The sequence below is a fragment of the Caenispirillum salinarum AK4 genome (genome assembly GCF_000315795.1).
Lineage (GTDB): Bacteria > Pseudomonadota > Alphaproteobacteria > Rhodospirillales > Rhodospirillaceae > Caenispirillum > Caenispirillum salinarum.
In genome coordinates, this window is record NZ_ANHY01000009.1 from 11866 (window position 1) to 36720 (window position 24855).

22 protein-coding genes are annotated in these 24855 nt (G+C 69.2%); 8 read left to right on the top strand and 14 right to left on the bottom strand.

Annotation, left to right across the window (positions count from 1 at the left end; translation table 11 throughout):
- Positions 1-199: 199 nt before the first annotated feature.
- The 8 genes from C882_RS10890 to C882_RS10925 all read right to left on the bottom strand — a co-directional run bounded on the left by C882_RS10890 (position 200) and on the right by C882_RS10925 (position 13951).
- A complete protein-coding gene (locus C882_RS10890; RefSeq protein ID WP_009540649.1) occupies positions 200-1879 on the bottom strand; it encodes a methyl-accepting chemotaxis protein in 1680 nt (559 codons plus the stop codon).
- A gap of 239 nt (positions 1880-2118) precedes the next feature.
- Entirely contained in the window at positions 2119-2628 is a 510-nt protein-coding gene (locus C882_RS10895) for a chemotaxis protein CheW (protein ID WP_009540650.1), read from the bottom strand.
- A 205-nt stretch (positions 2629-2833) separates the two neighbouring features.
- Positions 2834-3760, bottom strand: coding sequence for a hypothetical protein (locus C882_RS10900; protein ID WP_009540651.1), 927 nt, complete (start codon positions 3758-3760; stop codon positions 2834-2836).
- A 29-nt stretch (positions 3761-3789) separates the two neighbouring features.
- Entirely contained in the window at positions 3790-4956 is a 1167-nt protein-coding gene (locus C882_RS10905; RefSeq protein WP_009540652.1) for a transglutaminase family protein, read from the bottom strand.
- The gene (locus C882_RS10910; protein WP_009540653.1) at positions 4953-7562 is read right to left on the bottom strand and encodes a circularly permuted type 2 ATP-grasp protein; all 2610 of its coding nucleotides are present in this window, start codon (positions 7560-7562) and stop codon (positions 4953-4955) included. Before C882_RS10910 ends, C882_RS10905 begins: the two co-directional genes overlap by 4 nt.
- A gap of 72 nt (positions 7563-7634) precedes the next feature.
- Positions 7635-10955: a transglutaminase family protein gene (locus C882_RS10915; protein ID WP_009540654.1), complete on the bottom strand. Its 3321-nt coding sequence runs from the start codon at positions 10953-10955 to the stop codon at positions 7635-7637.
- A gap of 52 nt (positions 10956-11007) precedes the next feature.
- Positions 11008-12279 carry an alpha-hydroxy-acid oxidizing protein gene (locus C882_RS10920; protein ID WP_009540655.1) on the bottom strand — a complete coding sequence of 424 codons (1272 nt, stop codon included), beginning with the start codon at positions 12277-12279 and terminating at the stop codon, positions 11008-11010.
- Between the two features lie 106 nt (positions 12280-12385).
- Entirely contained in the window at positions 12386-13951 is a 1566-nt protein-coding gene (locus C882_RS10925) for a malonate--CoA ligase (protein WP_009540656.1), read from the bottom strand.
- 508 nt (positions 13952-14459) lie between these two features.
- On the opposite strand from C882_RS10925, the gene C882_RS10930 reads away from it, so the two are divergent.
- From C882_RS10930 to C882_RS10950, 5 genes are all read left to right on the top strand, one after another.
- Positions 14460-14660 carry a (2Fe-2S)-binding protein gene (locus tag C882_RS10930; protein ID WP_009540657.1) on the top strand — a complete coding sequence of 67 codons (201 nt, stop codon included), beginning with the start codon at positions 14460-14462 and terminating at the stop codon, positions 14658-14660.
- A 145-nt stretch (positions 14661-14805) separates the two neighbouring features.
- Positions 14806-15288, top strand: a complete 483-nt coding sequence (bfr, locus tag C882_RS10935) for a bacterioferritin (RefSeq protein ID WP_009540658.1) — start codon at positions 14806-14808, stop codon at positions 15286-15288.
- A 124-nt stretch (positions 15289-15412) separates the two neighbouring features.
- Positions 15413-16411 carry an N-acetyltransferase DgcN gene (gene dgcN / locus C882_RS10940; RefSeq protein WP_009540659.1) on the top strand — a complete coding sequence of 333 codons (999 nt, stop codon included), beginning with the start codon at positions 15413-15415 and terminating at the stop codon, positions 16409-16411.
- A 4-nt stretch (positions 16412-16415) separates the two neighbouring features.
- A complete protein-coding gene (gene dgcA / locus C882_RS10945; RefSeq protein WP_009540660.1) occupies positions 16416-17399 on the top strand; it encodes an N-acetyl-D-Glu racemase DgcA in 984 nt (327 codons plus the stop codon).
- A gap of 74 nt (positions 17400-17473) precedes the next feature.
- Complete coding sequence (locus C882_RS10950; protein WP_009540661.1) at positions 17474-18694, top strand: GGDEF domain-containing protein; 1221 nt, start codon at positions 17474-17476, stop codon at positions 18692-18694.
- A 55-nt stretch (positions 18695-18749) separates the two neighbouring features.
- Here C882_RS10950 and C882_RS10955 read toward each other — a convergent pair whose 3' ends face one another.
- The 6 genes from C882_RS10955 to rpsF all read right to left on the bottom strand — a co-directional run bounded on the left by C882_RS10955 (position 18750) and on the right by rpsF (position 22406).
- Positions 18750-19907: an iron-containing alcohol dehydrogenase gene (locus tag C882_RS10955; RefSeq protein WP_009540662.1), complete on the bottom strand. Its 1158-nt coding sequence runs from the start codon at positions 19905-19907 to the stop codon at positions 18750-18752.
- A 346-nt stretch (positions 19908-20253) separates the two neighbouring features.
- Positions 20254-20625 (bottom strand): HigA family addiction module antitoxin, encoded by a 372-nt coding sequence (locus C882_RS10960; protein ID WP_236262635.1) that lies wholly within the window; start codon positions 20623-20625, stop codon positions 20254-20256.
- Positions 20609-20884, bottom strand: a complete 276-nt coding sequence (locus tag C882_RS10965; protein ID WP_009540664.1) for a type II toxin-antitoxin system RelE/ParE family toxin — start codon at positions 20882-20884, stop codon at positions 20609-20611. The genes C882_RS10960 and C882_RS10965 overlap by 17 nt, the downstream gene beginning before the upstream one ends.
- 190 nt (positions 20885-21074) lie before the next feature.
- Positions 21075-21680 (bottom strand): 50S ribosomal protein L9, encoded by a 606-nt coding sequence (gene rplI, locus C882_RS10970; protein ID WP_009540665.1) that lies wholly within the window; start codon positions 21678-21680, stop codon positions 21075-21077.
- Positions 21681-21702: 22 nt separating this feature from the next.
- Positions 21703-21933 (bottom strand): 30S ribosomal protein S18, encoded by a 231-nt coding sequence (gene rpsR, locus C882_RS10975; protein WP_009540666.1) that lies wholly within the window; start codon positions 21931-21933, stop codon positions 21703-21705.
- Between the two features lie 2 nt (positions 21934-21935).
- Positions 21936-22406 carry a 30S ribosomal protein S6 gene (rpsF, locus tag C882_RS10980; protein ID WP_009540667.1) on the bottom strand — a complete coding sequence of 157 codons (471 nt, stop codon included), beginning with the start codon at positions 22404-22406 and terminating at the stop codon, positions 21936-21938.
- Between the two features lie 288 nt (positions 22407-22694).
- On the opposite strand from rpsF, the gene fabD reads away from it, so the two are divergent.
- The 3 genes from fabD (at position 22695) to C882_RS10995 (ending at position 24828) form a co-directional block, all read left to right on the top strand.
- Positions 22695-23639: an ACP S-malonyltransferase gene (gene fabD, locus C882_RS10985; protein ID WP_009540669.1), complete on the top strand. Its 945-nt coding sequence runs from the start codon at positions 22695-22697 to the stop codon at positions 23637-23639.
- A 48-nt stretch (positions 23640-23687) separates the two neighbouring features.
- Positions 23688-24425, top strand: coding sequence for a 3-oxoacyl-[acyl-carrier-protein] reductase (gene fabG, locus C882_RS10990; protein WP_009540670.1), 738 nt, complete (start codon positions 23688-23690; stop codon positions 24423-24425).
- A 166-nt stretch (positions 24426-24591) separates the two neighbouring features.
- Positions 24592-24828, top strand: coding sequence for an acyl carrier protein (locus tag C882_RS10995; protein WP_009540671.1), 237 nt, complete (start codon positions 24592-24594; stop codon positions 24826-24828).
- Positions 24829-24855: the final 27 nt, after the last annotated feature.

A 24855-nucleotide genomic window follows, 5' to 3' on the forward strand; every position in this document is an offset into this window, starting at 1 on the left:
GCGGCGTGCGTGAGCGCCTGCTTTCGCAGGGGCGACGGTTTTTTAGGTTTTTGTTATAGAACAAAAATGTATTCGTCATTCCTGCGAAAGCAGGAATCCGTAGACGCTGCAGGCCATCCTGCCGCGCTCTCCGAATGAGAAAAGGGCGCCCGGCCTGAGCCGGACGCCCTTTTTCGTGCCTGGGCCGCGAGACCCGCCGTCAGGCGGCGCGCACGTCGTGCAGGAAGCGCTTGACGATGCCGTTCAGGCTGTCGGCCTGTTCCGACATCTGGTGAGAGGCGTCCAGCACCTGCTGGGCGGCGCTGCCGGCCTCGTGGGCGGCTTCCGTCACGCCGGAGATGTTGCGCGACACCTCCTGCGAGCCGGCGGCGGCCTCCTGGACGTTGCGGCTGATCTCCGACGTCGCGGCGTTCTGCTCTTCCACCGCGCTGGCGATGGCCGACGCCACCTCGTTCACTTCCTCCACCGTGCGCACGATGCCCTCGATGGCGGACACGGCCGACTTGGTCTCGCCCTGGACCTGGGAAATCTGCTGGCTGATCTCTTCGGTCGCGCGGCTGACCTGGCCGGCGAGGTTCTTCACCTCGTTGGCGACCACCGCGAAGCCCTTGCCGGCATCGCCCGCACGCGCGGCCTCGATGGTGGCGTTGAGCGCAAGCAGGTTGGTCTGGTCGGCGATGTCGTTGATCAGGCTGACGACCTCGCCGATGCGTTCGGCCGACTGGGCGAGGCCCGTGACGATCTCGTTGGTGCGGCGCGCCTCGTCGGCGGCCGACCGGCTGATGGCGCTGGAGTGGTTGACCTGACGGCCGATCTCGGAGATCGAGGCCGACAGTTCCTCGGCCGCCGTCGCAACCGTCTGCACGTTGGAGGACGCCTGGTCCGAGGCCGCGGAAACGGCAGTGGCCTGGCGCGTGGTCTCCTCGCCGATGGCCGACATGCTTTCGGCGGTGGCGTTCAGTTCCGTGGCGGCCGAGGCGACCACCTCCAGAAGCTGGTCGATGTCGTTGCCGAAGCTCTTGGTCAGTTCGTCGACGCGGGCGGCGCGGCGCTCGCGGGCCTCGCGCTCCTTGGCCTGATCGGCCGACAGCTGGTCGGCCTTGATCATGCTGTCCTTGAAGACCAGCACGGCGCGGCTCATGTCGCCGATCTCGTCCTTGCGCTCGGTGCCGATCACCTCGACGCTCTTGTTGCCGCCGGTCAGGGCTTCCATGACGCCCGTCAGCCCGCGCACCGGCGTGGTGATGCTGCGCGAGACGTAGGTGGACAGGACCACCATGGCGACCAGCAACAGCGCGGCCACGATGCCGAAGGTGGCGGTCTCGCGCCAGAAGGCGGCGGACACGTCATCCAGGTAAATGCCGGTGGCGATCATCCAGTTCCACTGGGGCACGCCCTTGGCGTAGGACAGCTTTTCGATCGGCTGGTCGCTGCCCGCGCGCGGCCACATGTAGTTGACGTAACCCTGGCCGTTGCTCTTCACCACCTGGATCATGTCCTGGATGAAGGCCTTGCCGTTGGGGTCCGTCAGGTCGGAGACGTTGGTGCCCACCAGCGACTGCGTGGGATGCGACACCATGGTGCCGTCGGTGCGGGTGATGAAGAAATACTCGGAACCGCCGCGATAGCGCATGGCGCCGATGGCCTCGGCGGCGCGGGCCTTGGCCTCGTCCTCGGTCAGCTCGCCGGCCTCGGCCTTGGCCATGTACTCGGTGGCGACACCGTGGGCGGCCTCGATCAGGTCGCGCGTCTGCAGGCGGCGGTCGTCCATCAGCGTGCTGTTCAGGCTGGACAGGCCGACGCCCACCAGCACCACCAGGCCCGCCAGGGCCGTGGCAACGATGAGCAGCAGTTTCTTGCCGATCTTGATATTCTTCATGTCACTCACTCCACGCCGGTTCGTGCCGCGCCCGGCTCCGGCGTCCGTTGTGGCGCGTCCTTCGGCCGCCGGTTTTTTGGCGGTGGACGGTGCCGTGGTTCCCGCAAATCGTTCTTAATTCGAATACAGCAATATGATAATCACCTAATTAGAAGTGCTACTGCTTACCTTGTGAATAGTAAATCGCCCCGAAGCCGGCCAGGAACGTGCGGACGGCTCCGGGGCGGAGGCAACCGGTGTTAATTGCCGAAGTCCAGGAAGGCGTCGATGTCCAGCACCACCATCAGCTCGCCCTCCAGCCGCACGACGCCCGAGGAAATGCCGCGCCAGCGCGGGTCCAGGGTCGACGGGTTGGGTTCGATGCGGCTGACCGGCAGGCTTTGCACGTTGCCCACGCTGTCCACCTGGAGGCTGTAAAGCTCCTGCCCCTGCTCCACGGTGACGCACATGATGTTGCCCTTGCTTTTCTTGGGCGGCAGGCCGAGGCGGGTGCGCACGTCGATGACGGTGACGATGCGGCCGCGCAGGTTGATGGAGCCCGCCACTTCCGGCGGCGCCAGCGGAATGCGCGCGACCTTTTCGGGGATCAGGATGTCCTGGACCCGCTCCACCGCCAGGCCGAACAACTGGTCGGCGACGTAGACCGTCACGAACACCTGTTCGTCGGCCGACTGCATGGCGTTGGCCTGGTGCTGGGCGTCGGTGCTCGCCACGGCTCGGCTCTGGGTCGCCGGGGTCATCTCGGTCATCTCGTGCCTCATCACTCGCAAGCGTCGGCGCGCGCGACCCGGACAGGGCCATGGCCTGTGCCGGCCGGTCCGGGTGGCGCGCCGGTGTCAGCCCCGCGAAAAGGGGGTATCCGGATGAGGGGAGTGTGCCCCTTTTTGCCCCGCGCTTCCAGACATTTTGCGCCGACGGGTCCGCCTTTCGGATGAGGCGTTGGCCGCCCGGTCGCTACTGCCGGGCGGTACCGTCTGCGTCGCAGCCCGCGTCATAGAACAGGTAGCCAGAAACCGCCTCGCCCTGCGGGCCGGACACCCGCTCCAGGCGGCCGCAGTCTATCTCGGGCGGCGTCGCGCGACCGGGCAGGTAAACCGGTTCGCCCTGGTCGGGCAACGGCTCGGCGGTCTGCGGCAGGGCCTCGACGCTGTCGACCTTTCCGCCGCTGGTGGCGACGCAGTCCTGCAGGGTGTCGTCGGCCGTCTTCATCCGCACGCCCACCATGCCCCGGTTCATGGGCCAGGCCTTGAGCACCGACTGCACGGCAGCGTCGGCCTCGTCGACGCAGGTCTGGATGGCGGGCAGCAGGTCGGGCAGCACGCGGCTCCAGTCGCCGACCGGCTTGCCGCCGAAGTCCGCGAAGGGCACGCCGTCGCCAGTAACGGCCGGCGCGGCGAGGGCGGCGCCGAGGGTGCAGCAGCCGTCGACCGTGCCGCCGCCGGGCAGGGCCACCACGGCGCGCGCGTCGTGCAGGTCGCCGCGCATGGTGTCGCGGCAGGCCTCCTCGCGCGCGACCACCACGAGGCCGCCGGTGGGCGCGTCGGTCACGCCGTCGCCGCTGGCGGCCTCGCCGCGCCAGACGTGCCAGGCGGGGTCCAGGTGGTCCAGGCTGTCGAGCGTGCCGGTGAAGGTGGTCTTTTCCACCTCTTCCCCGGCCGGTCGCTGAAGCTGCGCCGTTCCGGGACCCATGTCGATGCGCCAGAACGGTTCGTTGCCGCTGCATTGCAGGGCGGTGACGGGCGGCTTGCTGGCGGCGCCGTCGCCGGACTGCGGCGTTCCCGGTGCCTCCTGGGCCGGGGCGGGCGAGCCGGAGGCGGCCACAAGCGCGGCGGCAACGGCGGCGGGCAGGGCTGGGAAGCGGATGCGCGGCACGGTGGTCATGGCGTCTGTCGGCTCCTGCACGTGGGTCGTCACGGAGACAACGGGTCGGCCCCGCCCATGCGTTGCTGTTGCTGTTGTTCGGCCTGGAGCGTGGGCTCGGGTCGCTCCGCCCGGCGCTGGTGGGCGGGCGGCGCGGCGGCCTCGGCCGCGTCCGCCGGGACCGGTGCCACGGTGACGCCGACGCTGACGGTGTGCGCCCCGCCGCCCATCATCACCCCCTTGAGCGGGCTGACGTCGCTGAAATCCCGCCCCCAGGCGACCGTGACATGCTCGCGCGTCGGCAGCTTGTCGTTGGTGGGGTCGACGTCGATCCAGCCGCCGTCGGGCAGGTAGACCGACACCCAGGCGTGGCTGGCGTCCGCGCCTTCCAGCACGCGGTCGATCTCGTCCAGCGAGCGGCTGAGCACGTAGCCCGAGACATAGCGTGCGGGCAGGCCCAGCGCTCGCAGGCAGGCGATCTGCAGATGGGCGAAGTCCTGGCAGACGCCGCGCCGCTCCGCCAGCACCTCGGCCAGCGGCGTGGCGACGGTGGTGGCGGCGGGATCATAGGAAAAGTCGGCATGGATGCGCGCCGTCAGGTCCAGCACCGCCTCCAGCAGCGGCCGGTCCGGCGGGAAGCTCTCGGCCGCCAGGTCCCGCACCTCCGCCGGCAGGGGCACGTTGGGGCTGGCGAAGGTGTACTGGCAGGCGTCCAGCAGGTCGCGGCGGCGGGTGTCGCGCACCATATCGCGCACGCTTTCCCAGGGCGGCGTGCCGTCGGGGTCGGGCAGACGCGGCGGCGCGACGGTCACCAGGCTGTCGGCGACGGCGCGCAGTTCATCGTGCGTTTCCTCCAGCGTGAAATAGCACGCCGCGTTGCCGAAGTAGTCGCGCCGCTCCGTCATGGTGCTGGGGCGGGGCGTGACCGACAGCCTGTGGCGGTGGACCTGCTGGGTCGCCAGGTTGCGCGGACGCAGGTGGGCCAGGTGGTGGCTGATGGTCACCGGCTGCGAATAGTCGTAGCGCGTTTCGTGGGTGACGCGATAGGTCACCGCCGCGCGCGGATCGGCCGCCGCCGCCGCGGCGGCCCGGGCGGCATCCGAGGTCGCGGCATCGGAGGCCGCCGCATCCGACGGCGCGGCGCCGGGTGGTGCGCCGGTGGCCGTCGCGGAGGCGGCCGCCCTGGTCGGCGTCTTTTTTTCGTCGGCCCCGCTCATGCGCCGCGCTCCTTGGTCGCCAGCAGTTCCACGAAGGCCGACGGCGGTTCGGACACTTCGGCGGCATGGACGAAATACTGCCGCGTCAGCGTCTCGGAAAAGTCCCACAGGCCCGACCGCATGGTGCCGATCAGGTCGCCCAGCCGCACCTCGCCCGGCGCGGCGTCGTCCTCCAGGGTCAGGACCGACAGGTCCAGCGTGCGCACGCCGGTGAGCAGGCTCATGATGATGCGCTGTTCGGGCGTGAACATGCGGTCGGGGCGGTAGGCGGACAGGGCGTCGCAATGCTCCATCAGGCGCGCAAGCTGGAAACCGAGCGAGCGGGGATTGCTCTCGTCGCTCAGCAGCAGGTCGGCCACCGGCATCACCTGCGGCGCCGCCAGATAGCGTGCGCGGTAGGTCATGATGCTGTCGGACACGTCCAGCACCAGGTCCAGCGCCGGACCCAACTCGCCGTCCGGGGCCAGCAGCAGGGTGGAGGCCAGGTCCAGGGCGTGCAGGGCGCGTTCCAGGCGGCGGCCGATGTCCATGAAGCGCCAGCCGGGGCCGCGCGTCATGTTCTCGCTGGCCAGCCCCGACAGCGCCGACAGCAGCATGATGGTTTCGTTGAGCGCCGCCAGAGCGTCGTCGGGGTCCACGTTCTCGCCGGGGCCGAGCGCCAGCAGGCGGTCGTCCAGACGATTGATGCCGCGCCAGGTGTCCAGCGACAGGCGGTCGCGCACGATGGTGGCCGTGCGCTGCATGTTGTGGATGGTGCCGCGCAGCCCGATGAAGGCGGCGTCGTCCATGTTGCGGATCAGCAGCTCGCGGACCCGCTCGTCCTGGGCCTCGTGGTCGGCACGGGGGTCGTCGAGGCCGATGTGCCCCATCACCGCGAACAGGCCCAGCACGGTTTCCAGTTCCGGGTCGCCGCCGCCGGCTGCGCCCTCGGCGGTGCGGCTGATGGCGGCGCGCAGCAGGCGGGTGGTGTCCTCGCACCGCTCCAGGTAGCGGCCGAGCCAGAAGGTGTTGTCGGCCACGCGCGAGGGCAGGTCGCGGCTGCCGCGCACCGTCTTGGCGGGCGCGGCGCGGCTGGACAGCAGGGACACGGCGGGCACGGGCTCGTCCGACAGCACCCATGTGTCCTTCGATCCGCCGCCTTCCTGCATGGACACCGACAGCGAGCCCGGCGCGGCGGTGCGGGTGAGGCCGCCGGGCAGCACCTCGGGCCCGTTGCGGGTCAGCACCACATGGGCGCGCACCGTGACGGCGCGGGTTTCCAGCCGGTCGCCGGTCCAGGCCGGCGCGGTCGACAGGGTGACGCTTTCCTGCGCCACCCAGCGGATGGGGTCGGCCTTGATGCGGTCGGCCAGTTTGGCGCGCTCGGCCTTCGACAGGCGCCCGGCGTTCACCACCGGCGCCTGCACGCTGAACGCCGGGCGGATGGCGAGGCGGTGGAGGTTTTCCAGCACATAGGCCAGCTCGCGCTCTTGGCCGCACCACCAGGACGCCACGCCGGGCAGCTTCAACGGCTCCCCCAGCAGGTGCCTGCACAGGCCCGGCAGGAACGGCATGAAAGCCGGGCTTTCCACCAGGCCCGATCCCAGGCCGTTGGCGACCGCGACCGTGCCGGCCTGCACCGCACCGACCAGACCGGGCACGCCAAGGGTGGAGTCTCCGCGCAGGTCCAGCGGATCGCAGAACCCGCCGTCGGTGCGGCGCAGGATGACGTCGACGGGCTTCAGGCCTTCCATGGTCTTGAGGTAGACGCGGTTCTCGCGCACCGTCAGGTCCTCGCCCTCCACCAGCGTCAGGCCCATGTAGCGCGCCAGGTAGGCGTGCTCGAAATAGGTTTCGTTGTAGGGGCCGGGGGTCAGCAGCACCACGCGCGGGTTGTCGGGATTGCGCGGCGCCATGCCGATGAGCGCGTCGCGCGCCTTGAGGAACCAGCCCGCCAGCCGGTGAACGTTGGTGCCGCGATAGAAGTCGGGCAGCACGCGGCTGACGATGATGCGGTTTTCCAGGGCGTAGCCGGCGCCGGAGGGGGCTTCCGTGCGGTCGCCCAGCACCCACCATCCGCCGTCGGGGCTGCGGGCCAGGTCGGCGGCGTAGAACTGCAGCGGCCGGACGGCACTCGCGCCCGATCCCACGCCGGCACCGTGCAGGGGGCGCAGGAAGCCGGGATTGCCGAACACCAGCGCCGGCGGCAGCTTGCCGTCGGTCAGCAGGCGCTGCGGGCCGTAGAGGTCGGCCAGGATGAGCGTCAGAAGCGTCGCGCGCTGCTTGAGCGCCGCCTCGATGCCCGCCCATTCCTTGCCGTCCATGAGCAGCGGCAGCGGGTCGAGCTGCCAGGGGCGGTCCATGCCCTCGGGGTCGCCGTAGACGTTGTAGGTGACCCCGTTGTCGCGGATCAGCCGCTGGCCGCGGTCCCAGCGGGCCCGCATCTCGGGGCGCGACAGGTCCGACAGGTTTTCGGCGAAGTCCCGCCAGTGGGGGCGCAGGGCGCCGTCGGCGCCGGTCATCTCGTCGAAGCCGCCGCGGCTCGGCGCATAGGCCAGGTGGGAGAAGCCGGGCAGCATCCCCTGTCCGCCGCGCATCCGGCGCCCGGTGTTCTCCAGTAGGGGCATGATCTGAGCGTCCTCCGCGCGGGCCCGGCCCCGATGATCCGGGACGATGACACCCATCATCCCGGCTGCGGGTTACCCCGCAGTTAAGCGCATATCCAGCGTGCAAGGGAAGTCGGGATTATGCTCCGCCGGCGGAACGGAGACCGGCCCCGCCGTATGCCCGATGGGAAAGAAGCGTGCCAGCCGCCGCGCCTCCGCCTCGTAGTGGTTGACGGGGGCGGTATCGTAGTTGCGTCCGCCCGGGTGCGCCACGTGATAGGTGCAGCCGCCCAGCGAGCGGCCGTTCCACGCATCCACCAGGTCGAAGGTGAGCGGTGCGTGGACGTCGATGGTCGGATGCATGCAGGCCGCCGGCCGCCATGCGCGGAACCGCACGCCGGCCACGTATTCGCCCGGGGTTCCGGTGGGCTGAAGCGGCACGCGGCGGCCGTTGCAGGCGATGACGTGACGGTCGGGGCGCAGGTTGCGGACCTTGACCTGCACGCGCTCCACCGAACTGTCGACATAGCGCACCGTGCCGCCCACACCCGGTTCCTCGCCGAGCACCAGCCAGGGTTCGAGGGCGTTGCGGATCTCGATCTCCACACCGTCGTGGACCACATGGCCGTGGCGCGGGAAGCGGAACTCCACGTGCGGCGCGAACCATTCGGGGTCGAAGTCGAAGCCCGCCCGCCCCAGGTCGGCAAGCACGTCGCGGAAGTCCTGCTCCACATAATGCGGCAGCATGAAGCGGTCGTGCAGGGCGGTGCCCCAGCGCACCAGCGGGCGCTCGTAGGGCGTGTCCCAGAACCAGGCGATAAGCGCGCGCAACAGCAGTTGCTGGGCCAGGCTCATGCGGGCGTGGGGCGGCATTTCGAAGGACCGGAACTCCACCAGACCGAGACGCCCGGTCGCGCTGTCGGGCGAGAACAGCTTGTCGATGCAGATTTCGGATCGATGCGTGTTGCCGGTGGAGTCCGTCAGGATGTCCCGCAGCGCCCGGTCGACGATCCACGGCGCCGGATCGCTGCCGCGCTTGGGCAGTTGCGACAGGGCGATGCTCATCTCATAGACGCTGGCGTCGCGGGCCTCGTCGATGCGCGGCGCCTGGCTGGTCGGGCCGATGAACAGGCCCGAGAACAGGTACGACAGGCTGGGATGGGTCTGCCAATAGCGGATCAGGCTGCCCAGCACGTCCGGCCGGCGCAGGAAGGGGCTGTCGGCCGGCGTGGCGCCGCCGACGACGATGTGGTTGCCGCCGCCGGTGCCGCTGGCGCGGCCGTCCACCAGGAATTTCTCCGTTTCCAGCCGCGCCTGGCGGGCGTCCTCGTAGAGGCCTTCGGTGATGGCGACGGCCTCCGCCCAACTGGCGGCGGGATGGATGTTGACCTCGATGACGCCGGGATCGGGCGTGACCGAGATGCCCACAAGCCGCGGGTCCTTGGGCGGCGGGTAGCCCTCGATGGTGACCTTCAGCCCCGTCTCGCGCGCCGCCGCCTCCACCTGCGACACAAGCTCCACGTAATCGTCGGCGCTTTCGGTCGGCGGCATGAAGACGTGCAGCCGCCCGTCGCGCGGCTCGATGGCCAGCGCGGTGCGCACCGGCCCGGCGCCGAGCCCCGCGCCGCTGCCGGCCCGCGTCAGGCGCTGCGGGACCTGCGGCGGCACCACCGGGGCAGCGGCGCCCTGGATGCGCGGCTGGTTCAACTGGCGCGGCTCCGGCAGGTCGCCGCGCGGGGTGAAGGGGTCCATCTCCACCACGTAGGGGAACCGGCTGGCCGGCACGTAGGGCAGGGCGTCGAGCGGCATGCGCAGGCCGAGCGGCCCGTCTCCGGGATGGAGCAGCATGGCGCCCTTGCGGAAGCGCCACACCTCCGTCTGCCAGCGCGGCGCCTCGGCCGCCGCTTGCGCGCGCTGGACGGGCAGGGCGTAGCCGACCGGCGCATCAAGCCCGCGCGCGAAGACGCGGGCGAGGCGGGCGCGTTCCTCGGCGTCTTTCAGCTTGCTGTCGAAGGGGTCAACGTTGTCGGGCAGGCGGGCCTCGCGCTCCAGGAAGTGGATGGGGTCCTCATACGCCTCCTGGATGGCGGCGGGGTCCAGGTTGAGGGTGTCGGCGACAGCCTCCATCAGGCGCCTGGCGTCCTCAACCGTATGGCCAGGGTGTTCGCCTTCCTGGGCGTATGTCTCCAGGTTCGGCCAGAGCGGTTTGCCGTCCTTGCGCCAGTACAGGTGGAAGGCCCAGCGCGGCAGGCTTTCGCCGGGATACCACTTGCCCTGGCCGTAGAGCAGCATCCCGCCCGGCGCGAAGCGGTCGCGCAGGCGGCGGATGAGGTCGCCGGCATAGAGCCGCTTGGTCGGGCCGACGGCGGCGGTGTTCCACTCCGGCGCGTCCATGTCGGATGCGGCGATGAAAGTGGGCTCGCCGCCCATGGTCAGGCGCACGTCGCCGGCGGTCAGGCGCTCGTCCACCGCGCGGCCGAGGCTGAGAATTTCCTGCCATTGCTCGTCGGTGTAGGGCCTGGTGACGCGGGGCGTTTCGTGGATGCGGGTGACCGACATCTCGAACCCGAACTCCACCTCCGCCTCGTCGACGGCGCCGGAGATGGGCGCGGCAGAGGGCGGGTCGGGCGTGGCGGCCAGCGGAATGTGCCCTTCGCCCGCCAGCAGGCCGGAGGTGGGGTCGAGGCCGATCCACCCCGCGCCGGGCAGGTAGACCTCCGCCCAGGCGTGCAGATCGGTGAAGTCATGGTCGGTGCCGGCGGGGCCGTCAAGCGGCTTTTCGTCCGCGACAAGCTGGATCAGATAGCCCGAGACGAACCGCGCGGCGAAGCCAAGATGGCGCAAGATCTGCACCAGCAGCCATCCCGAGTCGCGGCACGAGCCCGAGCCCAGCAACAGGGTTTCCTCGCAGGTCTGCACGCCGGGCTCCATGCGCACCAGGTACTTGATGCGGTGCTGGAGCTTCTGGTTCAGGTCCACCAGGAAATTGGTGGTCTGTGCCGCCTCGCGCGGGACGGCGGCCAGCAGGTCGCGCAAGAGCGGCCCCGGCTCCTCGCAGCGGCGGAAGGGGGCGAGTTCCTCGGCCAGCACGGGGTCGTAGTCGAACGGCCAGTGCTCTGCCTGGGGTTCCAGGAAGAAGTCGAAGGGGTTCACCGTCTCCATCTGGGCGACCACGTCGACGTCGATGGTGAAGGCGCGGACCTTCTCGGGGAGCACCACGCGGGCGAGCCAGTTGGACTGCGGGTCCTGCTGCCAGTTGAGGAAGTGCGTGCCCTCGCCGATCTTCAGCGCGTAGGACAGGATTTTCGCGCGGCTGTGCGGCGCCGGCCGCAAGCGGATGATCTGCGGCGACAGGGTGACGGGGCGGTCGTAGTGGTACGAGGTGCGGTGGCGCAGCGCGACGCGAATGCTCATGACCCTGGCGACTCCCCGGTCTGCCCATGGAAAGGTCAAGCCTGCCCGATGCTTAACGGTTGGGCAATGGGGAAAGGGTGTCCACCCCCAGCTCCGCGACCGACCGGCAGCCAATGAGGCCGAGCGTCAAGTCCATCTCCGCCAGCAGGTTTTCCAACACCGCGCGCACCCCGGCCTCGCCGTCCAGTGCCAGTCCGTATACGTAGGGGCGGCCCACCAGCACCGCCCGCGCGCCCAGGCACAGCGCCTTCAGCACATCCGCGCCGGTGCGCACGCCGCTGTCGAACAGCACCGGCGCGCGGCCGTCGACCGCCGCGACCACCTCGGGCAACGCATCCAGCGCCGCCACGCCGCCGTCCACTTGGCGGCCGCCGTGGTTGGAGACGATCAGGCCATCCACGCCCAGGTCCATGGCGCGGCGGGCGTCGCCCTCGTGCAGCACGCCCTTCAGCAGGATCGGCAGGCGGGTCATCTGGCGCAGGCGCGGGATGTCGTCCCATGTCAGGTTGGGCCGGGAGTAGACGGCGATGAACTTGCGCACCGCCTCCAGCGCCTCGCCCGAGCGCAGGGCCTGAAGCGGCGCCGTCGGCCACGCCCGCAGAAGCTCCAGCACGCTGCCGAGCGCCCCCAGCCCGGCGGCCGGGCGTTCAGCGGTGGCCGCTTCGGCCGGAAGCGCGCGGAACACCGGGTCGCTGATGTAGTTGGCGATGCCGCGCGCCCGCAGGAAGGGCAGATATCCCAGGTCGAGGTCGCGCGGGCGCCAGCCGAGGAGGGTGGTGTCCAGCGTCAGCACGATCGCCTCGTAGCCCGCCTTCTCGGCCCGCTGCACGAAGCTTTCCGCCAGGTCGTCGCGCACCGACCAGTAAAGCTGGAACCAGCGCGGCGCGTTCCTTCCGCCGGCCTCGGCAATGGCTTCCATGGGGCGGCTGGCCTGGCTGGAGGCGATCAGGGGCAGGCCCAGCGATGCCGCCGCCCGCGCCGCCGCAAGGTCGGCCTCGCGGTGCGCCATCTCCAGCACGCCGATGGGCGCGACCAACAGGGGAGCGGGGAGGCGGCGGCCGAACAGTTCCACCGACAGGTCGCGGGTGGAGACGTCGCGCAGCATCCGCGGCACCAGCCGCCAGCGGTCGAAGGCGGCCCGGTTGGCGGCCATGGTGCGCTCCGCTCCCGCACCGCCCGCCACATAGGCCCCGGCGCGGGCCGACATCTTGCGCAGGGCCGCCTGCTCCAGCCTGTCGGGATCGACGGGCACGCGCGGGCGCCGCCCGGCCATGCCGGCGAGGTAGATGGAGGCCTGGCGCTTGCGGCCAGGGGACGTGGTCATGGCGCCTCCCGCGTGCGTGTCCTTCGACTGTAGGCAACGCGCCGGCACAGCAAAAGGGCCGGAGGCGCACCCGCCACCGGCCCCGTCTCCATGCCCTTTGGGCCGCTCAGCCCTTGAACAGGTCCTTGTGCTTTTCGCGCAGCGCGGCCTTCTGCACCTTGCCCATGGTGTTGCGCGGCAGTTCCGGCACGAAGTAGGCCGCCTTGGGCACCTTGTAGTTGGCCATCTTTTCCTTCACGCGGCCCAGCACGGCGTCCGCGGTCAGGTCCGAGCCCTCGCGCTTGACGATGACCGCCACGCCCACTTCGCCGAAGTCGGGATGGGGCACGCCGACGATGGCGCTTTCCACTACCCCGTCGATGTCGTCGATGAGGCTTTCGATCTCCTTCGGGTAGACGTTGTAGCCGCCCGAGATGATCATGTCCTTGGCGCGGCCGACGATGTGGATGTAGCCGCGGTCGTCCACCTTGCCCTGGTCGCCGGTCTTGAACCAGCCGTCCTCGGTGAACTCTTCCGCCGTCTTTTCGGGCAGCTTCCAGTAGCCCTTCATGACGTTGGCGCCGCGCACCTGGATGTTGCCCACCTCGTTGGCCGGCAGGGGCGCGTTCTCGTCATCGACGACGCGCGCCTCCACCCCCGGCAGCGCCATGCCGACGGAGCCCGGCACCCGGTCGCCGTCATAGGGGTTGGAGGTGTTCATGCCCGTCTCGGTCATGCCGTAGCGCTCCAGGATCATGTGCCCGGTACGCTGGCTGAACTCGCGGTGCGTCTCGGCCAGCAGCGGCGCGGAGCCGGAGACGAACAGGCGGATGTTGCGGGTCTGGTCCTTGCCGAAGTGGGGCAGGGCGAGCAGGCGCGTGTAGAACGTGGGCACACCCATGAAGACGGTGGCGCGCGGCAACAGCTCCATCACCTTTTCGCGGTCGTAGCCCGGCATCCAGATCATGCGCGCGCCCGACAGCAGCACGCAGTGGCAGGCCACGAACAGGCCGTGGGCATGGAAGATGGGCAGCGCGTGCAGCAGCACATCGTCGGCCGTGAAGCGCCAGCTTTGCACCAGCGCCAGGCCGTTGGCTCCCAGGTTGCGGTGCGTGAGCATCGCCCCCTTGGGCTTGCCCGTGGTGCCCGAGGTATACAGCATCGCCGCCAGGTCGTCGGGCGCGCAGTCGACGGTGTCGAAATCGGCCGAGGCGCTTTCGGCGTGATCGGTGAAGCTGCCCGAGCCGTCACCGGCCAGGGTGAAGACGTTGGCCGTGCCGTGCTTGGCCGCGATGGTTTTGGCGGTGGCCTCGAAGTCCGGCCGGCAGACGAAGGCCGACGGTTCGGCGTTGCCGATCAGGAAATCGACCTCGTCCTCGCGGTAGGCGGTGTTCATGGGCAGGAACACGAATCCGGCGCGCAGGCAGGCCAGGTAGAGGAACAGCGCCTGCGGCGACTTTTCCACCTGCACCGCCACGCGATCGCCGCGCTTGACCCCCATGTCCGTCAGGAAGCGCGCGTAGCGGCCGGCGCTGGCGTGCGCGTCGGCGTAGGACCACTTGTCGCCTTCCGGCGTCTCCAGAAGAAGCTCGTTGGGGTCCTTGGGAAAGCGGCTCTCGATCAGGCGGTAGAGCGACTGCTCGGCATCCGCCGGCGCGGCCGGGGCTTCGGTGGGTTTGGAGACGGCGGTCATGGACGGTTCCCTGTGTCGGTCATTTCATTGTCGGTGCGTTTGTATACAAAACGCTTGTCCAATGAATAAACCGAAACACCCATGGAAGGCAAACGCCGCATTCCGCCGCGCGCGTACTGGCGTACTGGTCGTGCTGGCAAGGCGCGCGCGTCAGCCCTCGCGGACCGGCCACGGCCGGCGGGGCGGCGTGCCGCCGGTTCGGCGGCTGGGCTCTGTCTCTCGCGCGGTGCGGGCCATAGAGCGTTCGGCGGCGGTTTCCGCAGGGGCGGCCGTCCGCCCGCGGCCGACCGGGGGCGTGCGCCGCGCCGCGTCTTGCAGGACCGCCAGCAAAGTCGCCGGCTTCAGGGTGCGCCAGAGGAACAAGGGCCGTCTCCCGTCCGGTGGGGCCTTGGCGGATTTCCCTTGCGGGGCCGCTCTCCAGGCACTATACGGAAAGGAGCTGCGAAAGAAAATGAGAATTAGTCTCAGACTGCAGCGCTCGGGTATTCGCCTCAGCCGGGATCGCGCCATGTACGTCTGCATCTGCAACGGCCTGACCGACAAGGACTTCACCCGCGCCGCCCGCGCCGGCGCCACCACCGTGGGCCAGGCCTTCGGCGTGCTGGGCGAGCGGCCGCAGTGCGGCAAGTGCTTCGGCTGCGCCCGCCAGTGCATCGCGGAAGCGCGGCTGGACATGGCGCAGGAAAACATACAGGAAGCGGCGGAGTAGCGGCATCCGCCGGCGGTTCCCGCGTTGCGGGTGGTGTTTCGGCTTGTTCCTCCCTCAGGGCGTGTGCATGATCGGGTGTCCGGCGGAAAAGGCCGAGGCGCCGGCTCCGCCATTGCCAGACTCCGGACCCTGAGGAGGATGCTGCATGAAGGGGAACAAGGCGATCATCGCCCAGCTCAACCGAATCCTGCGCAACGAGCTGACCGCCATCAACCAGTACTTCCTGCACGCCCGCATGATGCAGGACTGGGGCTACGCCGACCTGGGCAAGCACGAATACGACGAATCCATCGAGGAGATGGTCCACGCCGACAAGCTGATCAAGCGCATCCTCTTCCTGGAGGGCCTGCCCAACCTGCAGGACCTGGGCAAGCTGCTGATCGGCGAGGACGTGCCCGAGATCATCAAGAACGACCTGACGCTCGAGCGCACCAACCGCGACATGATCGTCGAGGCCATCGCCGCCTGCGAGGCGGAGCAGGACTACGTCAGCCGCTCCATCCTCACCGAAATCCTGGACGACACCGAAGAACACATCGACTACCTGGAAACCCAGCAGGGCCTGATCGACCAGGTGGGCCTGCAGAACTATCTGCAGACCGCCATGGGATCGGTGGACGGCGACTGACAGCCGGGTCCGTTCCAACCGTTGCAGACGGGGCCGCGCCACGACAGGGTACGAGGCGCGGCCCTTTGGCGTTATAGTCGCCCCCACGACACATCCGTTCCGTTTCCATTCAGGAGAAACCACCGTGCAGCTCCAGCACCCCTACCTGCTGTTCCTCGGCGATGCCCACGACGATCTGGCGGCCAAGACCGCCGCCGGCGTGTACCAATGGCGGCCGGACTGGTGCGTCGGCCAGTTGCGCCTGCCGGGATGCCAGACCACGCTGGGCCTGCCCGACATGACCCTGGAAGAGGGCCGCAAGGCCGGCGCCCGCACCCTGGTGGTGGGCGTGGCCAACCGCGGCGGCGTCATTTCCGACACCTGGCAGGAAACCTTCGTCAATGCGCTGGCCCAGGGCTACGACATCGCCGCCGGCCTGCACCAGCGCCTGTCCGACGTGCCCGCCGTGCGCGAGGCCGCCGAGGAGCATGGCCGCCTGCTGGCCGACGTGCGCCACCCGCGCGAGCGCTTCGGCGTGGGCACCGGCGAGCCGCGCTCCGGCCGCCGCCTGCTGGCCGTCGGCACCGATTGTTCCGTCGGCAAGATGTACGCCACGCTGGCCATCGAGGCCGAGATGAAGAAGCGCGGCATGAAGGTCGACTTCCGCGCCACCGGCCAGACCGGCATCTTCATTGCCGGCACCGGCGTGTCGGTGGATGCCGTGGTGGCCGACTTCATTTCCGGTGCGGTGGAAAGCCTGGCCCCGGCCAACGAGCCCAACCACTGGGACATCATCGAGGGCCAGGGCTCGCTGTTCCATCCCAGCTTCGCCGGCGTGTCGCTCGGCCTGCTGCATGGCGCCCAGGCCGACAGCCTGGTGCTGTGCCACGAGCCCGAGCGCGCCCACATGCGCGGCCTGCCGCAGCAGCCGCTGCCGGAAATCCGCGAGTGCATGGAACTGAACCTGCGCTGCGCCCACCTGACCAATCCCAAGGCCAAGTTCGTCGGCATCTGCCTGAACACCAAGCGCATGGATGACGCCCAGGCCGACCGGGTGCTCAAGGAGACGCAGGACCGTTACGGCCTGCCCGCCTGCGATCCCGTGCGCACGGGCGTGGCGGCCATCGTGGACAAGCTGGGCTGACCCCATGACCACGCTCACGGTTCTCAAGGAAACCTGGCCCATCGCCGGCAGCTTCACCATCTCGCGCGGCTCCAAGACCGCCGCCGAGGTGGTGGTGGCGCAGGTGGAGCGGGGCGGCGTGATCGGGCGCGGCGAATGCGTGCCCTACGCCCGCTATGGCGAGAGCGTCGACGGCGTGGCGGCGGCGCTGGAGGCCCTTCGCGACGACCTGGCGCGGCCCGGCTTCGACCGCGCCGCCCTGCGGGCCCAAGTGCCCGCGGGCGCCGCCCGCAACGCGCTGGACTGCGCCCTGTGGGACCTGGAGGCCAAGGAAAGCGGCGTGCCGGCCTGGAAGACGGCCGGCGTGCCCGAGCCCGCACCCGTTGTCACCGCCCAGACCGTCAGCCTGGGCACGCCCGACGAGATGCGCGCAAGCGCCGCGAAGCTCGCCGACCGGCCGCTCCTCAAGCTGAAGGTCGGGGCCGAGCAGGTGGTGGAACGGGTGCGCGCCGTGCGCGAGGCGGCGCCGAACGCCGCCATGATCGTCGACGCCAACGAGGCCTGGACGCCCGCCATGCTGGCCGAGACCTCCGCCGCCATGGCCGAGCTGAAGGTAGACCTGATCGAGCAGCCCCTGCCGGCCGGGGCCGACGAGGCGCTGGAGGGGTTCGACAGCCCGGTGCCGCTGTGCGCCGATGAAAGCGCGCACACGGCCGAGGGGCTGGAGGCGCTGGCGGCGCGCTACCAGTTGGTCAACATCAAGCTGGACAAGACCGGCGGCCTGACCGAGGCCCTGGAGATGGCGCGCAAGGCGCAATCTCTTGGGCTCGTGATCATGGTCGGCTGCATGGTGGGCACCTCGCTCGCCATGGCGCCGGCGGTGGTGCTGGCCGGGATGGCGCGGTTCGTCGACCTGGACGGTCCGCTGATCCTGGCGCAGGACCGCGACGGCGGCATCACCTTCGACAAGGGCATCCTGCATCCGCCGATGGGGCGCCTCTGGGGCTGAGGCGACGGCATTTTTCTTGAAACTTTCGGCGTAGCGTTCTATCCCGAGACCGAGGTGTTGGGGGAAATAGAACGATGCGGGACGATTCCATTCAGACGGGCGGTGTTGAAACCGGCGGCGCACCTCTGCGCAGCCGGCAATCCGCCCGCGCCGACAGCGCCCTGGCCCGCCTGTCCCGGGACGTCACCGGCGCGCTGCTCCACGATCTGGCGGTGCCTACCGGGCACTCGCCGCTGGTGCAGCGCCGCCGCGCCGGACTGATCGTCTCGCGCGTGCGCTGGGTGGCGGCGGTGTTCGCCATCCTCACGCCGCTGTGGATCGGCGTCGACCTGACCATTTTCCCCGAGCCGCTGGCGTGGTGGCTGGCCGGTCTTCGCGTGATGGCCTCGGCCGCCTTCGCCGCCGTGGCGCTCGGCTTCCGCAACACCGAAAGCATGCGCACGGCCAACCTGGCCCTGGGTGCGCTGCTGGCGGTGCCGACGGTCTTCTTCCTGATATCCGACCCCCTGGTCTCGGGCTACGAGATCACCGGCTATGCCCAGGCGCTGGCGGCCGGCTATGCCTTCCTGCCCTTCGTGATGGTCGCCGGCCTGTCGGTGTTCCCGATCACCGCGTCCGAGGGGGCGATCTTCTCGGCGCCCCTGATCCTGGCGACCATCGGCATCGTGCTCGGCGACTTCGAACTGCTGCCCTTCCGCACCTACCTGGGCGCGCTGTGGCTGCTCGGGCTCATCGCCGTGGTGGCGACGCTGGCGGGGATGAGCCAGCTGCACTTCATGATGCAGCTGGTCAACCAGGCCAGCCACGACGCCCTGACCCAGGTCTACACCCGCCGCGTCGGCGAGGAGCTGCTGGACAGCCAGTTCTCCACCGCCGCCCGCTCGGGCGTGCCGCTGGCGCTGGCCTTCCTGGACCTGGACAACTTCAAGATGGTCAACGACCGTTACGGCCACGAGGAAGGCGACAACACCCTGCGCAAGGCCACCGAGCAGATCCGCAAGGTGGTGCGCCGGGGCGACATCGTCATCCGCTGGGGCGGCGAGGAGTTCCTGGTGGTCATGCCGGGCACGGACGGCCCCGGTGCCCGCGTCGCCATCGAGCGGCTGCGCGCCGAAGGCCTGGGCACCCGCCCGGACGGCGCCCGCCAGACTGCCTCCATCGGCGTGGCCGAGCGCCTGTCCGACAACACCACCGACTGGGGTGATCTGGTCGAACGGGCCGACCAGCGCATGTACGTCGCCAAGAAGGGCGGCCGCGACCGTGTCGTCACTATCGGCGACGAGATGTTCCAGTAAGCGAAAACGTCCGAGGGGGCCGAAACACAGCCCCCTCGCGCTTTGCCAGCCGACCCTATTTGTAGGCCTGCCGGTAGAGGTGCTCCACCTGCTCGGCGGACGCGACCGCCGGGGCGCCCGGTACCGGGGCGAGGGCGGCGTTCGCCATGCGGCCGAGGGCGTCCATGTATTCCTCCTCGTCGATGCCGAAGGCGCGCGGGCTGGGAACCTCCAGTTCGGCACACAGGCGGCGCAGGAAGCCCACCAGCTTGGCGCCGGCCATGTCGTCTTCATCATCTTCAGTGGCGATGCCCATGGCGCGGGCGGCCAGCGCGTAGCGTTCCGGCGCCATGGCGAGGCCGAAGCTGGCGACGGCCGGCAGCAGCATGGCGCTGCCGATGCCCTGCGGGACGCGGAAGAACAGGCTCATGGCGCGGCTCATGCCGTCGGTCAGGCCAGACGAGACGTCGGAGAACGCCATGCCGGCCTCCATGGCGCCCAGCATCATGTCCTCGCGCGCCTTGGCGTCGCGGGGCTCGCGCACGACCTTGGGCAGGGCGCGGCCGATCAGCCGCAGGGCCGACAGCGCCAGCGCGTCCGACAGGGTGGAGGCGCTGCGGCTGACGTAGGCTTCCAGCGCGTGGGTGAGGGCGTTCAGGCCGGCATCGATGGTCTGGCGGCGCGGCAGGTCCAGCGTCAGTTCGTAATCCACCACCGCGCCCTCGGGCACGCAGGCGAGGCCGGAAAGCAGCAGGTGCTCACCGCTCGCCTCCTCGGTGACGGCGCAGAAGCGGCTGGCCTCCGAGCCCGTTCCGGCGGTGGTGGGCACGCACAGCAGCGGCAGCACGCGCATGTCGGCCAGATGGTCGGGCAGGGCGTGGTCCCGCAGCGATCCGCCGCCGCAATAGAGCACGTTCATGGCCTTGGCGGTATCCATGACGCTGCCGCCGCCGAAGGCGACGATGCCGTCGAAATCGCCCGCCTTGAGCATCTCCAACCCCTTGGCGACGACGCCGTCGGTGGGGGTGGACACGGTGTCGGCGAACACCTGGACGCAGCGCCCGCTGTCGCGCAGGGTCTGAAGCGCGGCGTTGAACATGGGAGTCTCGGCCAGAGCGGCGTCGGTAACCAGCAGCGGCCGGTCGACGCGCATGCGGCCCAGCACCTCGGCAATACGCCCGGCAGTGCCGCCGCCGACCAGCATGAAACGGGGGCAGGTGAGCAGGTTGGTCATGGCGCCCTCCTTGGACCAGTCGTTTCCTCGACCGGGAGGGCCGCCCCGTCTTCACGCGAGGGCTTCGGCCAAGCCCCGGTACTTGTGCCAGTGTAAGGGCGAATGCGGCGCGCCAGCCCTGCGAAAAAGGCATACCCCGAGTGGGGTTGGGCGATGGAACCGAGGTGGGGGCTGGCGACCTGCGCCGCTTCCCGGTATCAAGACGGGGAAGCGGCGATGACCAAGCATCGCGGCATTGAGGCGTGGCAGTTGCAGGACATCCGCGAGGCGGACGCCGGCGAATTCGCGGCGGATGAGGAGATGGCCGCGATTTTCTCCAGGTACGACGACGCGGCCCCCGCCCCGGTCAAGCGGCGGGTCCGTCGTCGCCGTTGCCGGCGAACCGCCGCCGCTGGATCGACGGATCATCCTTCAGCGCCTGCCGCGCATCCCACAGCGCCACAGCCGTCTGGAGGTTCAACCAGTACTCCGGGCTCGTGCCCAGCACTTCCGCAAAGCGCACGGCCGTGTCCGGCGTGATGGACGCGCGGCCGTGGATGACCGAGCTGATGTGCTTGCGCGTCAGCCCGGTCGCGGCGGCGAAATCCGTCTGCGTGATGCCCTTGGGCTTCAGATAGTATTCCGCCAACAGGTAACCTGGTTCCCGAGGGCGGCGGCGACGGATGTAGGGGCCTTCCATGGCGTCTCTCTTGGTCGGCGTCTCAGTGGTAGTCTTCATAGTTCAGGTCGGTGACGTCCTGATCTTCAAAGCGAAAGGTCAGGACGTAGTTTCCTGTGACGTGAATGGAATAGCTGCCCTTCCTGTTCCCCTTCAAAGGGTGAAAATCAGGCGCTGCGGCAAGGTCTTCCGGCTCGGTGGCGCCGTCCAGCATGTCCAACAGGTCGATAAGCTTGTTGTGAAACCGCTTGTCGATGCGCCGGGTCGTACCATTCTCAAAAAGATCCACAAGGCCCTTGTGGCGAATTTTCCGAAGCATGATCGTTCATGGCCTGGAAATGGGTTCAATAAGAATGGGTTCCGCCGCAGGTCCGCGGTGGGATATGTAACCTACCCGGTTACACGCCGCATCGTCAAGACCCCACAGAAAACCCCCGCCACCTTGCGGTGACGGGGGTTTCTCAAGCCTTTCGCACCACCCGAAGGCGGCGCGGGCAGGGGCTGGCGGTTTACGCCTGCTCCTCGCCCTCTTCGGCTTCGGCGGCGGCCATCTCGGCTTCCTCGGCCTCGACGGATTCCGGCGTGTTGTCGAAGCCGAGGACCTCGTCCTCGATGTCCACGTCGGCTTCCACCAGATCGGCGGCGTTGACCTGGTTCTCGCCCTCTTCCTGAGAGCGGGCCACGGTCACCGGCACGTTGAGGGTCACCTCGGCGTGCAGCATCACCGGCACCTCGTAGCGGCCCAGCGACTTGATCGGCTGGTGCATTTCCACCATGCCGCGCTCGATGCTGTAGCCCTGCTCCTTGATGGCGTCCGCGACGTCGCGGGCGGTCACGGAGCCGTAGAGCTGGCCACCCTCACCGGCCTGACGGACCATGATGAGGTTGAGGTCCTTCATGCGCTCGGCCACGTCCAGAGCTTCCTTGCGGCGCTCCAGGTTGCGGGCCTCGATCTGCGCCTTCTGGCTCTCGAAGTACTGCTTGTTCTTCTCGGAAGCGCGCAGCGCCTTGCCCTGGGGCAGCAGGTAGTTGCGGGCGTAGCCGGGCTTCACCTTCACGGTGTCGCCCATCTGGCCCAGCTTCACGATGCGCTCGAGCAGAATGACTTCGGTCATGTCGATGTCCTCCTGACCCGGCTTATTTCAGAACGTACGGCAGCAGGGCCAGGAAGCGGGCGCGCTTGATGGCCTGGGCCAGCTTGCGCTGCTTCTTGGTCGAGACAGCCGTGATGCGGGACGGGACGATCTTGCCGCGCTCGGACACGAAGCGCTGCAGCAGCTTCACGTCCTTGTAGTCGATCTTCGGCGCGTTGGCACCGGAGAACGGACAGGTCTTGCGACGGCGGAAGAACGGACGACGGGCAGCCATGCTTACGCTCCTTCGGCTCGGTTCTCGGTGCGGCGCTCGCCACGCTCGCCACGGTCGCCGCGGTCACCACCACGGTCGCCGCGATCACCACGCTCGCCGCGGTCACGGCCACGGCCGCCACGCGGGCCACGGTCGCGGTCGCCGCGCTCGTTGCGGGTCTGCAGGATGGCCGACGGGCCTTCCTCCAGCTCCTCGACGCGCACCACCATGTGACGCAGGATGTCCTCGTTCAGGCGCATCAGGCGTTCCATCTCGTGGACAGCCGGAGCCGGGGCGTCGACGTTCAGCAGAACGTAGTGACCCTTGCGGTTCTTCTTGATGCGGTAGGAGAGGTTGCGCAGGCCCCAGTACTCCTTCTTGGAGACCGAGCCGCCACCCTGGCCGAGGATGTTGGCCAGTTCGTCCGCCAGCTGCTCCACCTGAGAGGCGGAGATGTCCTGGCGCGCGATCAGGACGGTTTCATACAAAGGCATAGTCTATAAGACCCCTTATGGCTTGTCTCATCCCGCACGGCCACCACGGCCGACGGGCATAGCCGGGACCTCGCCGGCACAGGGCCGACGCGGTGACCCGGCAAGGGACACTTTCGTGAAGGCGCGTAAGATAACGGCTCGCGGTCAGGATGCAAGGACTTTCACCGGCTCCGGCGCGTTTGTCCCCTGCTTTGGCTTGACACGGGCGCGCGGCCTGCGCACTTTCGCCCGAATTCGCGCCCGCCAGGGCGCCGAACGGTTGTACAACACGGTGGAGGAAGACGCACCATGGCGCGCGCACTGGTGTTCCCCGGCCAGGGATCGCAGGCCGTCGGAATGGGCAAGGATCTGGCGGAGGCGTTTCAGGCCGCCCGCGAGGTCTTCGAGGAGGTCGACGAGGCCCTCTCGCAGAATCTGTCCAAGCTGATGTTCGAGGGGCCGGAAAGCGACCTGACCCTGACCGAGAACGCCCAGCCGGCGCTCATGGCCGTCAGCCTGGCCGTGGTCCGCGTGTTGGAGCGCGAGGGCGGCATGGACGTGGCGAAGGTCGCCGCCGTCGTCGCCGGCCACTCGCTCGGCGAATACTCCGCCCTGTGCGCCGCCGGGGCGCTGGAGGTGGGCGACACCGCCCGACTCCTCAAGACCCGCGGGCAGGCCATGCAGAAGGCCGTGCCGGTGGGCGAGGGCGCCATGGCCGCCCTGCTGGGCCTGGACATCGACGACGCCCGCGCCGTCGCGGAAGAAGCCGCGCAGGGCGATGTGGTCACCGCCGCCAACGACAATGCGCCCGGCCAGGTGGTCGTCTCCGGCCACAAGGCGGCCGTCGAGCGCGCCATCGAGATCGCCAAGGAGAAGGGCGCGAAGAAGGCGGTGCTGCTGCCCGTCTCCGCCCCCTTCCATTGCCCGCTGATGCGCCCGGCCGCCGACGCCATGGCGCAGGCGCTGGCGAACGTCGACATCCGCGCCCCGCGCGTGCCGCTGGTGCCCAACGTCACCACCCAGCCGACCACCGATCCCTCGGCCATCCGTGAGCTTCTGGTGGAGCAGGTGACCGGCGCGGTGCGCTGGCGCGAGAGCGTGCTGGCCATGAAGGGCATGGGCGTCGAGGAGCTGGTGGAACTGGGCTGCGGCAAGGTGCTGACCGGGCTGGCCCGGCGCATCGATCGCTCGCTGTCGGCCACCGCCGTCAACGGCCCGGCCGACATCGAGGCCTTCCTCAAGACCATCGGCTGAGCGCGCTCGCGCCACCGGCCTCATAATAAGGAAAGGGACTGAAACGGCATGTTCGACCTGACCGAGAAGACCGTCCTGGTCACCGGCGCCTCGGGCGGCATCGGCGCGGAGATCGCCAAGACCCTGCACGCGCGCGGCGCCGTCGTCGGCCTGTCCGGCACCCGGAAGGAGGCGCTGGACGCCCTGGCGGTCACCCTGGGCGACCGCGTCCACGTTCTGCCCTGCAACCTGGGCTCGGCCGAGGACGTGGAGCAGCTGATCCCCGCCGCGACCGAGGCCATGGGCGGCATCGACATCCTGGTCAACAACGCCGGCCTGACCCGCGACGGCCTCATCCTGCGCATGAAGGACGAGGACTGGGACCAGGTGATCGCTGTCAACCTGTCGGCTGCCTTCCGCCTGTGCCGCGCCGTCGCCAAGCCCATGATGAAGAAGCGCGCCGGGCGCATCATCAACATCACCTCCATCGTCGGCCACACCGGCAACCCGGGGCAGGCCAATTATTGCGCGTCCAAGGGCGGCATGACGGCCATGTCCAAGTCGCTGGCGCAGGAACTGGCCAGCCGCGGCATCACGGTCAACTGCGTGGCGCCGGGCTTCATCGAGACGGCCATGACCGACAAGCTGTCCGACGACCAGAAGGCGAAGCTAAACGCCGGCATCCCCGCCGGTCGCATGGGCACGCCCGAGGACATCGCCGCCGCCGTGGTGTTCCTCGCGAGCGACGAATCCGCCTACATCACCGGCCAGACCTTGCACGTCAACGGCGGCATGGCGATGATCTGACACCTGTTTCGGCCGCGGCTGCGCTTGACTCCCGGTTCGGGCGCGTTACGTGTGGTCAAGGCCGGACAAGTGTGCTACCAAACGCCGATCCCCGGCTTGTTTCCGGGTATTTGGCGTACCCGATCGTACCGACACACAACACTTTGTGAATTTGAGGATTGACGACATGAGCGACGTCGCCGAGCGCGTTAAGAAGATCGTTGTGGAACACCTCGGTGTCGAGGAGTCCAAGGTCACCGAAAACGCCTCCTTCATCGACGATCTGGGCGCCGACAGCCTGGACACCGTCGAGCTGGTCATGGCCTTCGAGGAAGAGTTCGGCGTCGAGATTCCCGACGACGCGGCCGAGAAGATCCTGACCGTCAAGGACGCGATCGAGTTCATCGAGAAGAACTCGAAGTAAGGGCGGGCGCGCTGCCGCGATACGGTC

Bases quoted from the DNA above. Each gene is read 5' to 3' on its own strand.
- C882_RS10890 (WP_009540649.1), bottom strand. From the start codon at position 1,879: ATGAAGAATATCAAGATCGGCAAGAAACTGCTGCTCATCGTTGCCACG.
- C882_RS10895 (WP_009540650.1), bottom strand. From the start codon at position 2,628: ATGACCGAGATGACCCCGGCGACCCAGAGCCGAGCCGTGGCGAGCACC.
- C882_RS10900 (WP_009540651.1), bottom strand. From the start codon at position 3,760: ATGACCACCGTGCCGCGCATCCGCTTCCCAGCCCTGCCCGCCGCCGTT.
- C882_RS10905 (WP_009540652.1), bottom strand. From the start codon at position 4,956: ATGAGCGGGGCCGACGAAAAAAAGACGCCGACCAGGGCGGCCGCCTCC.
- C882_RS10910 (WP_009540653.1), bottom strand. From the start codon at position 7,562: ATGCCCCTACTGGAGAACACCGGGCGCCGGATGCGCGGCGGACAGGGG.
- C882_RS10915 (WP_009540654.1), bottom strand. From the start codon at position 10,955: ATGAGCATTCGCGTCGCGCTGCGCCACCGCACCTCGTACCACTACGAC.
- C882_RS10920 (WP_009540655.1), bottom strand. From the start codon at position 12,279: ATGACCACGTCCCCTGGCCGCAAGCGCCAGGCCTCCATCTACCTCGCC.
- C882_RS10925 (WP_009540656.1), bottom strand. From the start codon at position 13,951: ATGACCGCCGTCTCCAAACCCACCGAAGCCCCGGCCGCGCCGGCGGAT.
- C882_RS10930 (WP_009540657.1), top strand. From the start codon at position 14,460: ATGTACGTCTGCATCTGCAACGGCCTGACCGACAAGGACTTCACCCGC.
- bfr (WP_009540658.1), top strand. From the start codon at position 14,806: ATGAAGGGGAACAAGGCGATCATCGCCCAGCTCAACCGAATCCTGCGC.
- dgcA (WP_009540660.1), top strand. From the start codon at position 16,416: ATGACCACGCTCACGGTTCTCAAGGAAACCTGGCCCATCGCCGGCAGC.
- C882_RS10950 (WP_009540661.1), top strand. From the start codon at position 17,474: ATGCGGGACGATTCCATTCAGACGGGCGGTGTTGAAACCGGCGGCGCA.
- C882_RS10955 (WP_009540662.1), bottom strand. From the start codon at position 19,907: ATGACCAACCTGCTCACCTGCCCCCGTTTCATGCTGGTCGGCGGCGGC.
- C882_RS10960 (WP_236262635.1), bottom strand. From the start codon at position 20,625: ATGAAGACTACCACTGAGACGCCGACCAAGAGAGACGCCATGGAAGGC.
- C882_RS10965 (WP_009540664.1), bottom strand. From the start codon at position 20,884: ATGCTTCGGAAAATTCGCCACAAGGGCCTTGTGGATCTTTTTGAGAAT.
- rplI (WP_009540665.1), bottom strand. From the start codon at position 21,680: ATGACCGAAGTCATTCTGCTCGAGCGCATCGTGAAGCTGGGCCAGATG.
- rpsR (WP_009540666.1), bottom strand. From the start codon at position 21,933: ATGGCTGCCCGTCGTCCGTTCTTCCGCCGTCGCAAGACCTGTCCGTTC.
- rpsF (WP_009540667.1), bottom strand. From the start codon at position 22,406: ATGCCTTTGTATGAAACCGTCCTGATCGCGCGCCAGGACATCTCCGCC.
- fabD (WP_009540669.1), top strand. From the start codon at position 22,695: ATGGCGCGCGCACTGGTGTTCCCCGGCCAGGGATCGCAGGCCGTCGGA.
- fabG (WP_009540670.1), top strand. From the start codon at position 23,688: ATGTTCGACCTGACCGAGAAGACCGTCCTGGTCACCGGCGCCTCGGGC.
- C882_RS10995 (WP_009540671.1), top strand. From the start codon at position 24,592: ATGAGCGACGTCGCCGAGCGCGTTAAGAAGATCGTTGTGGAACACCTC.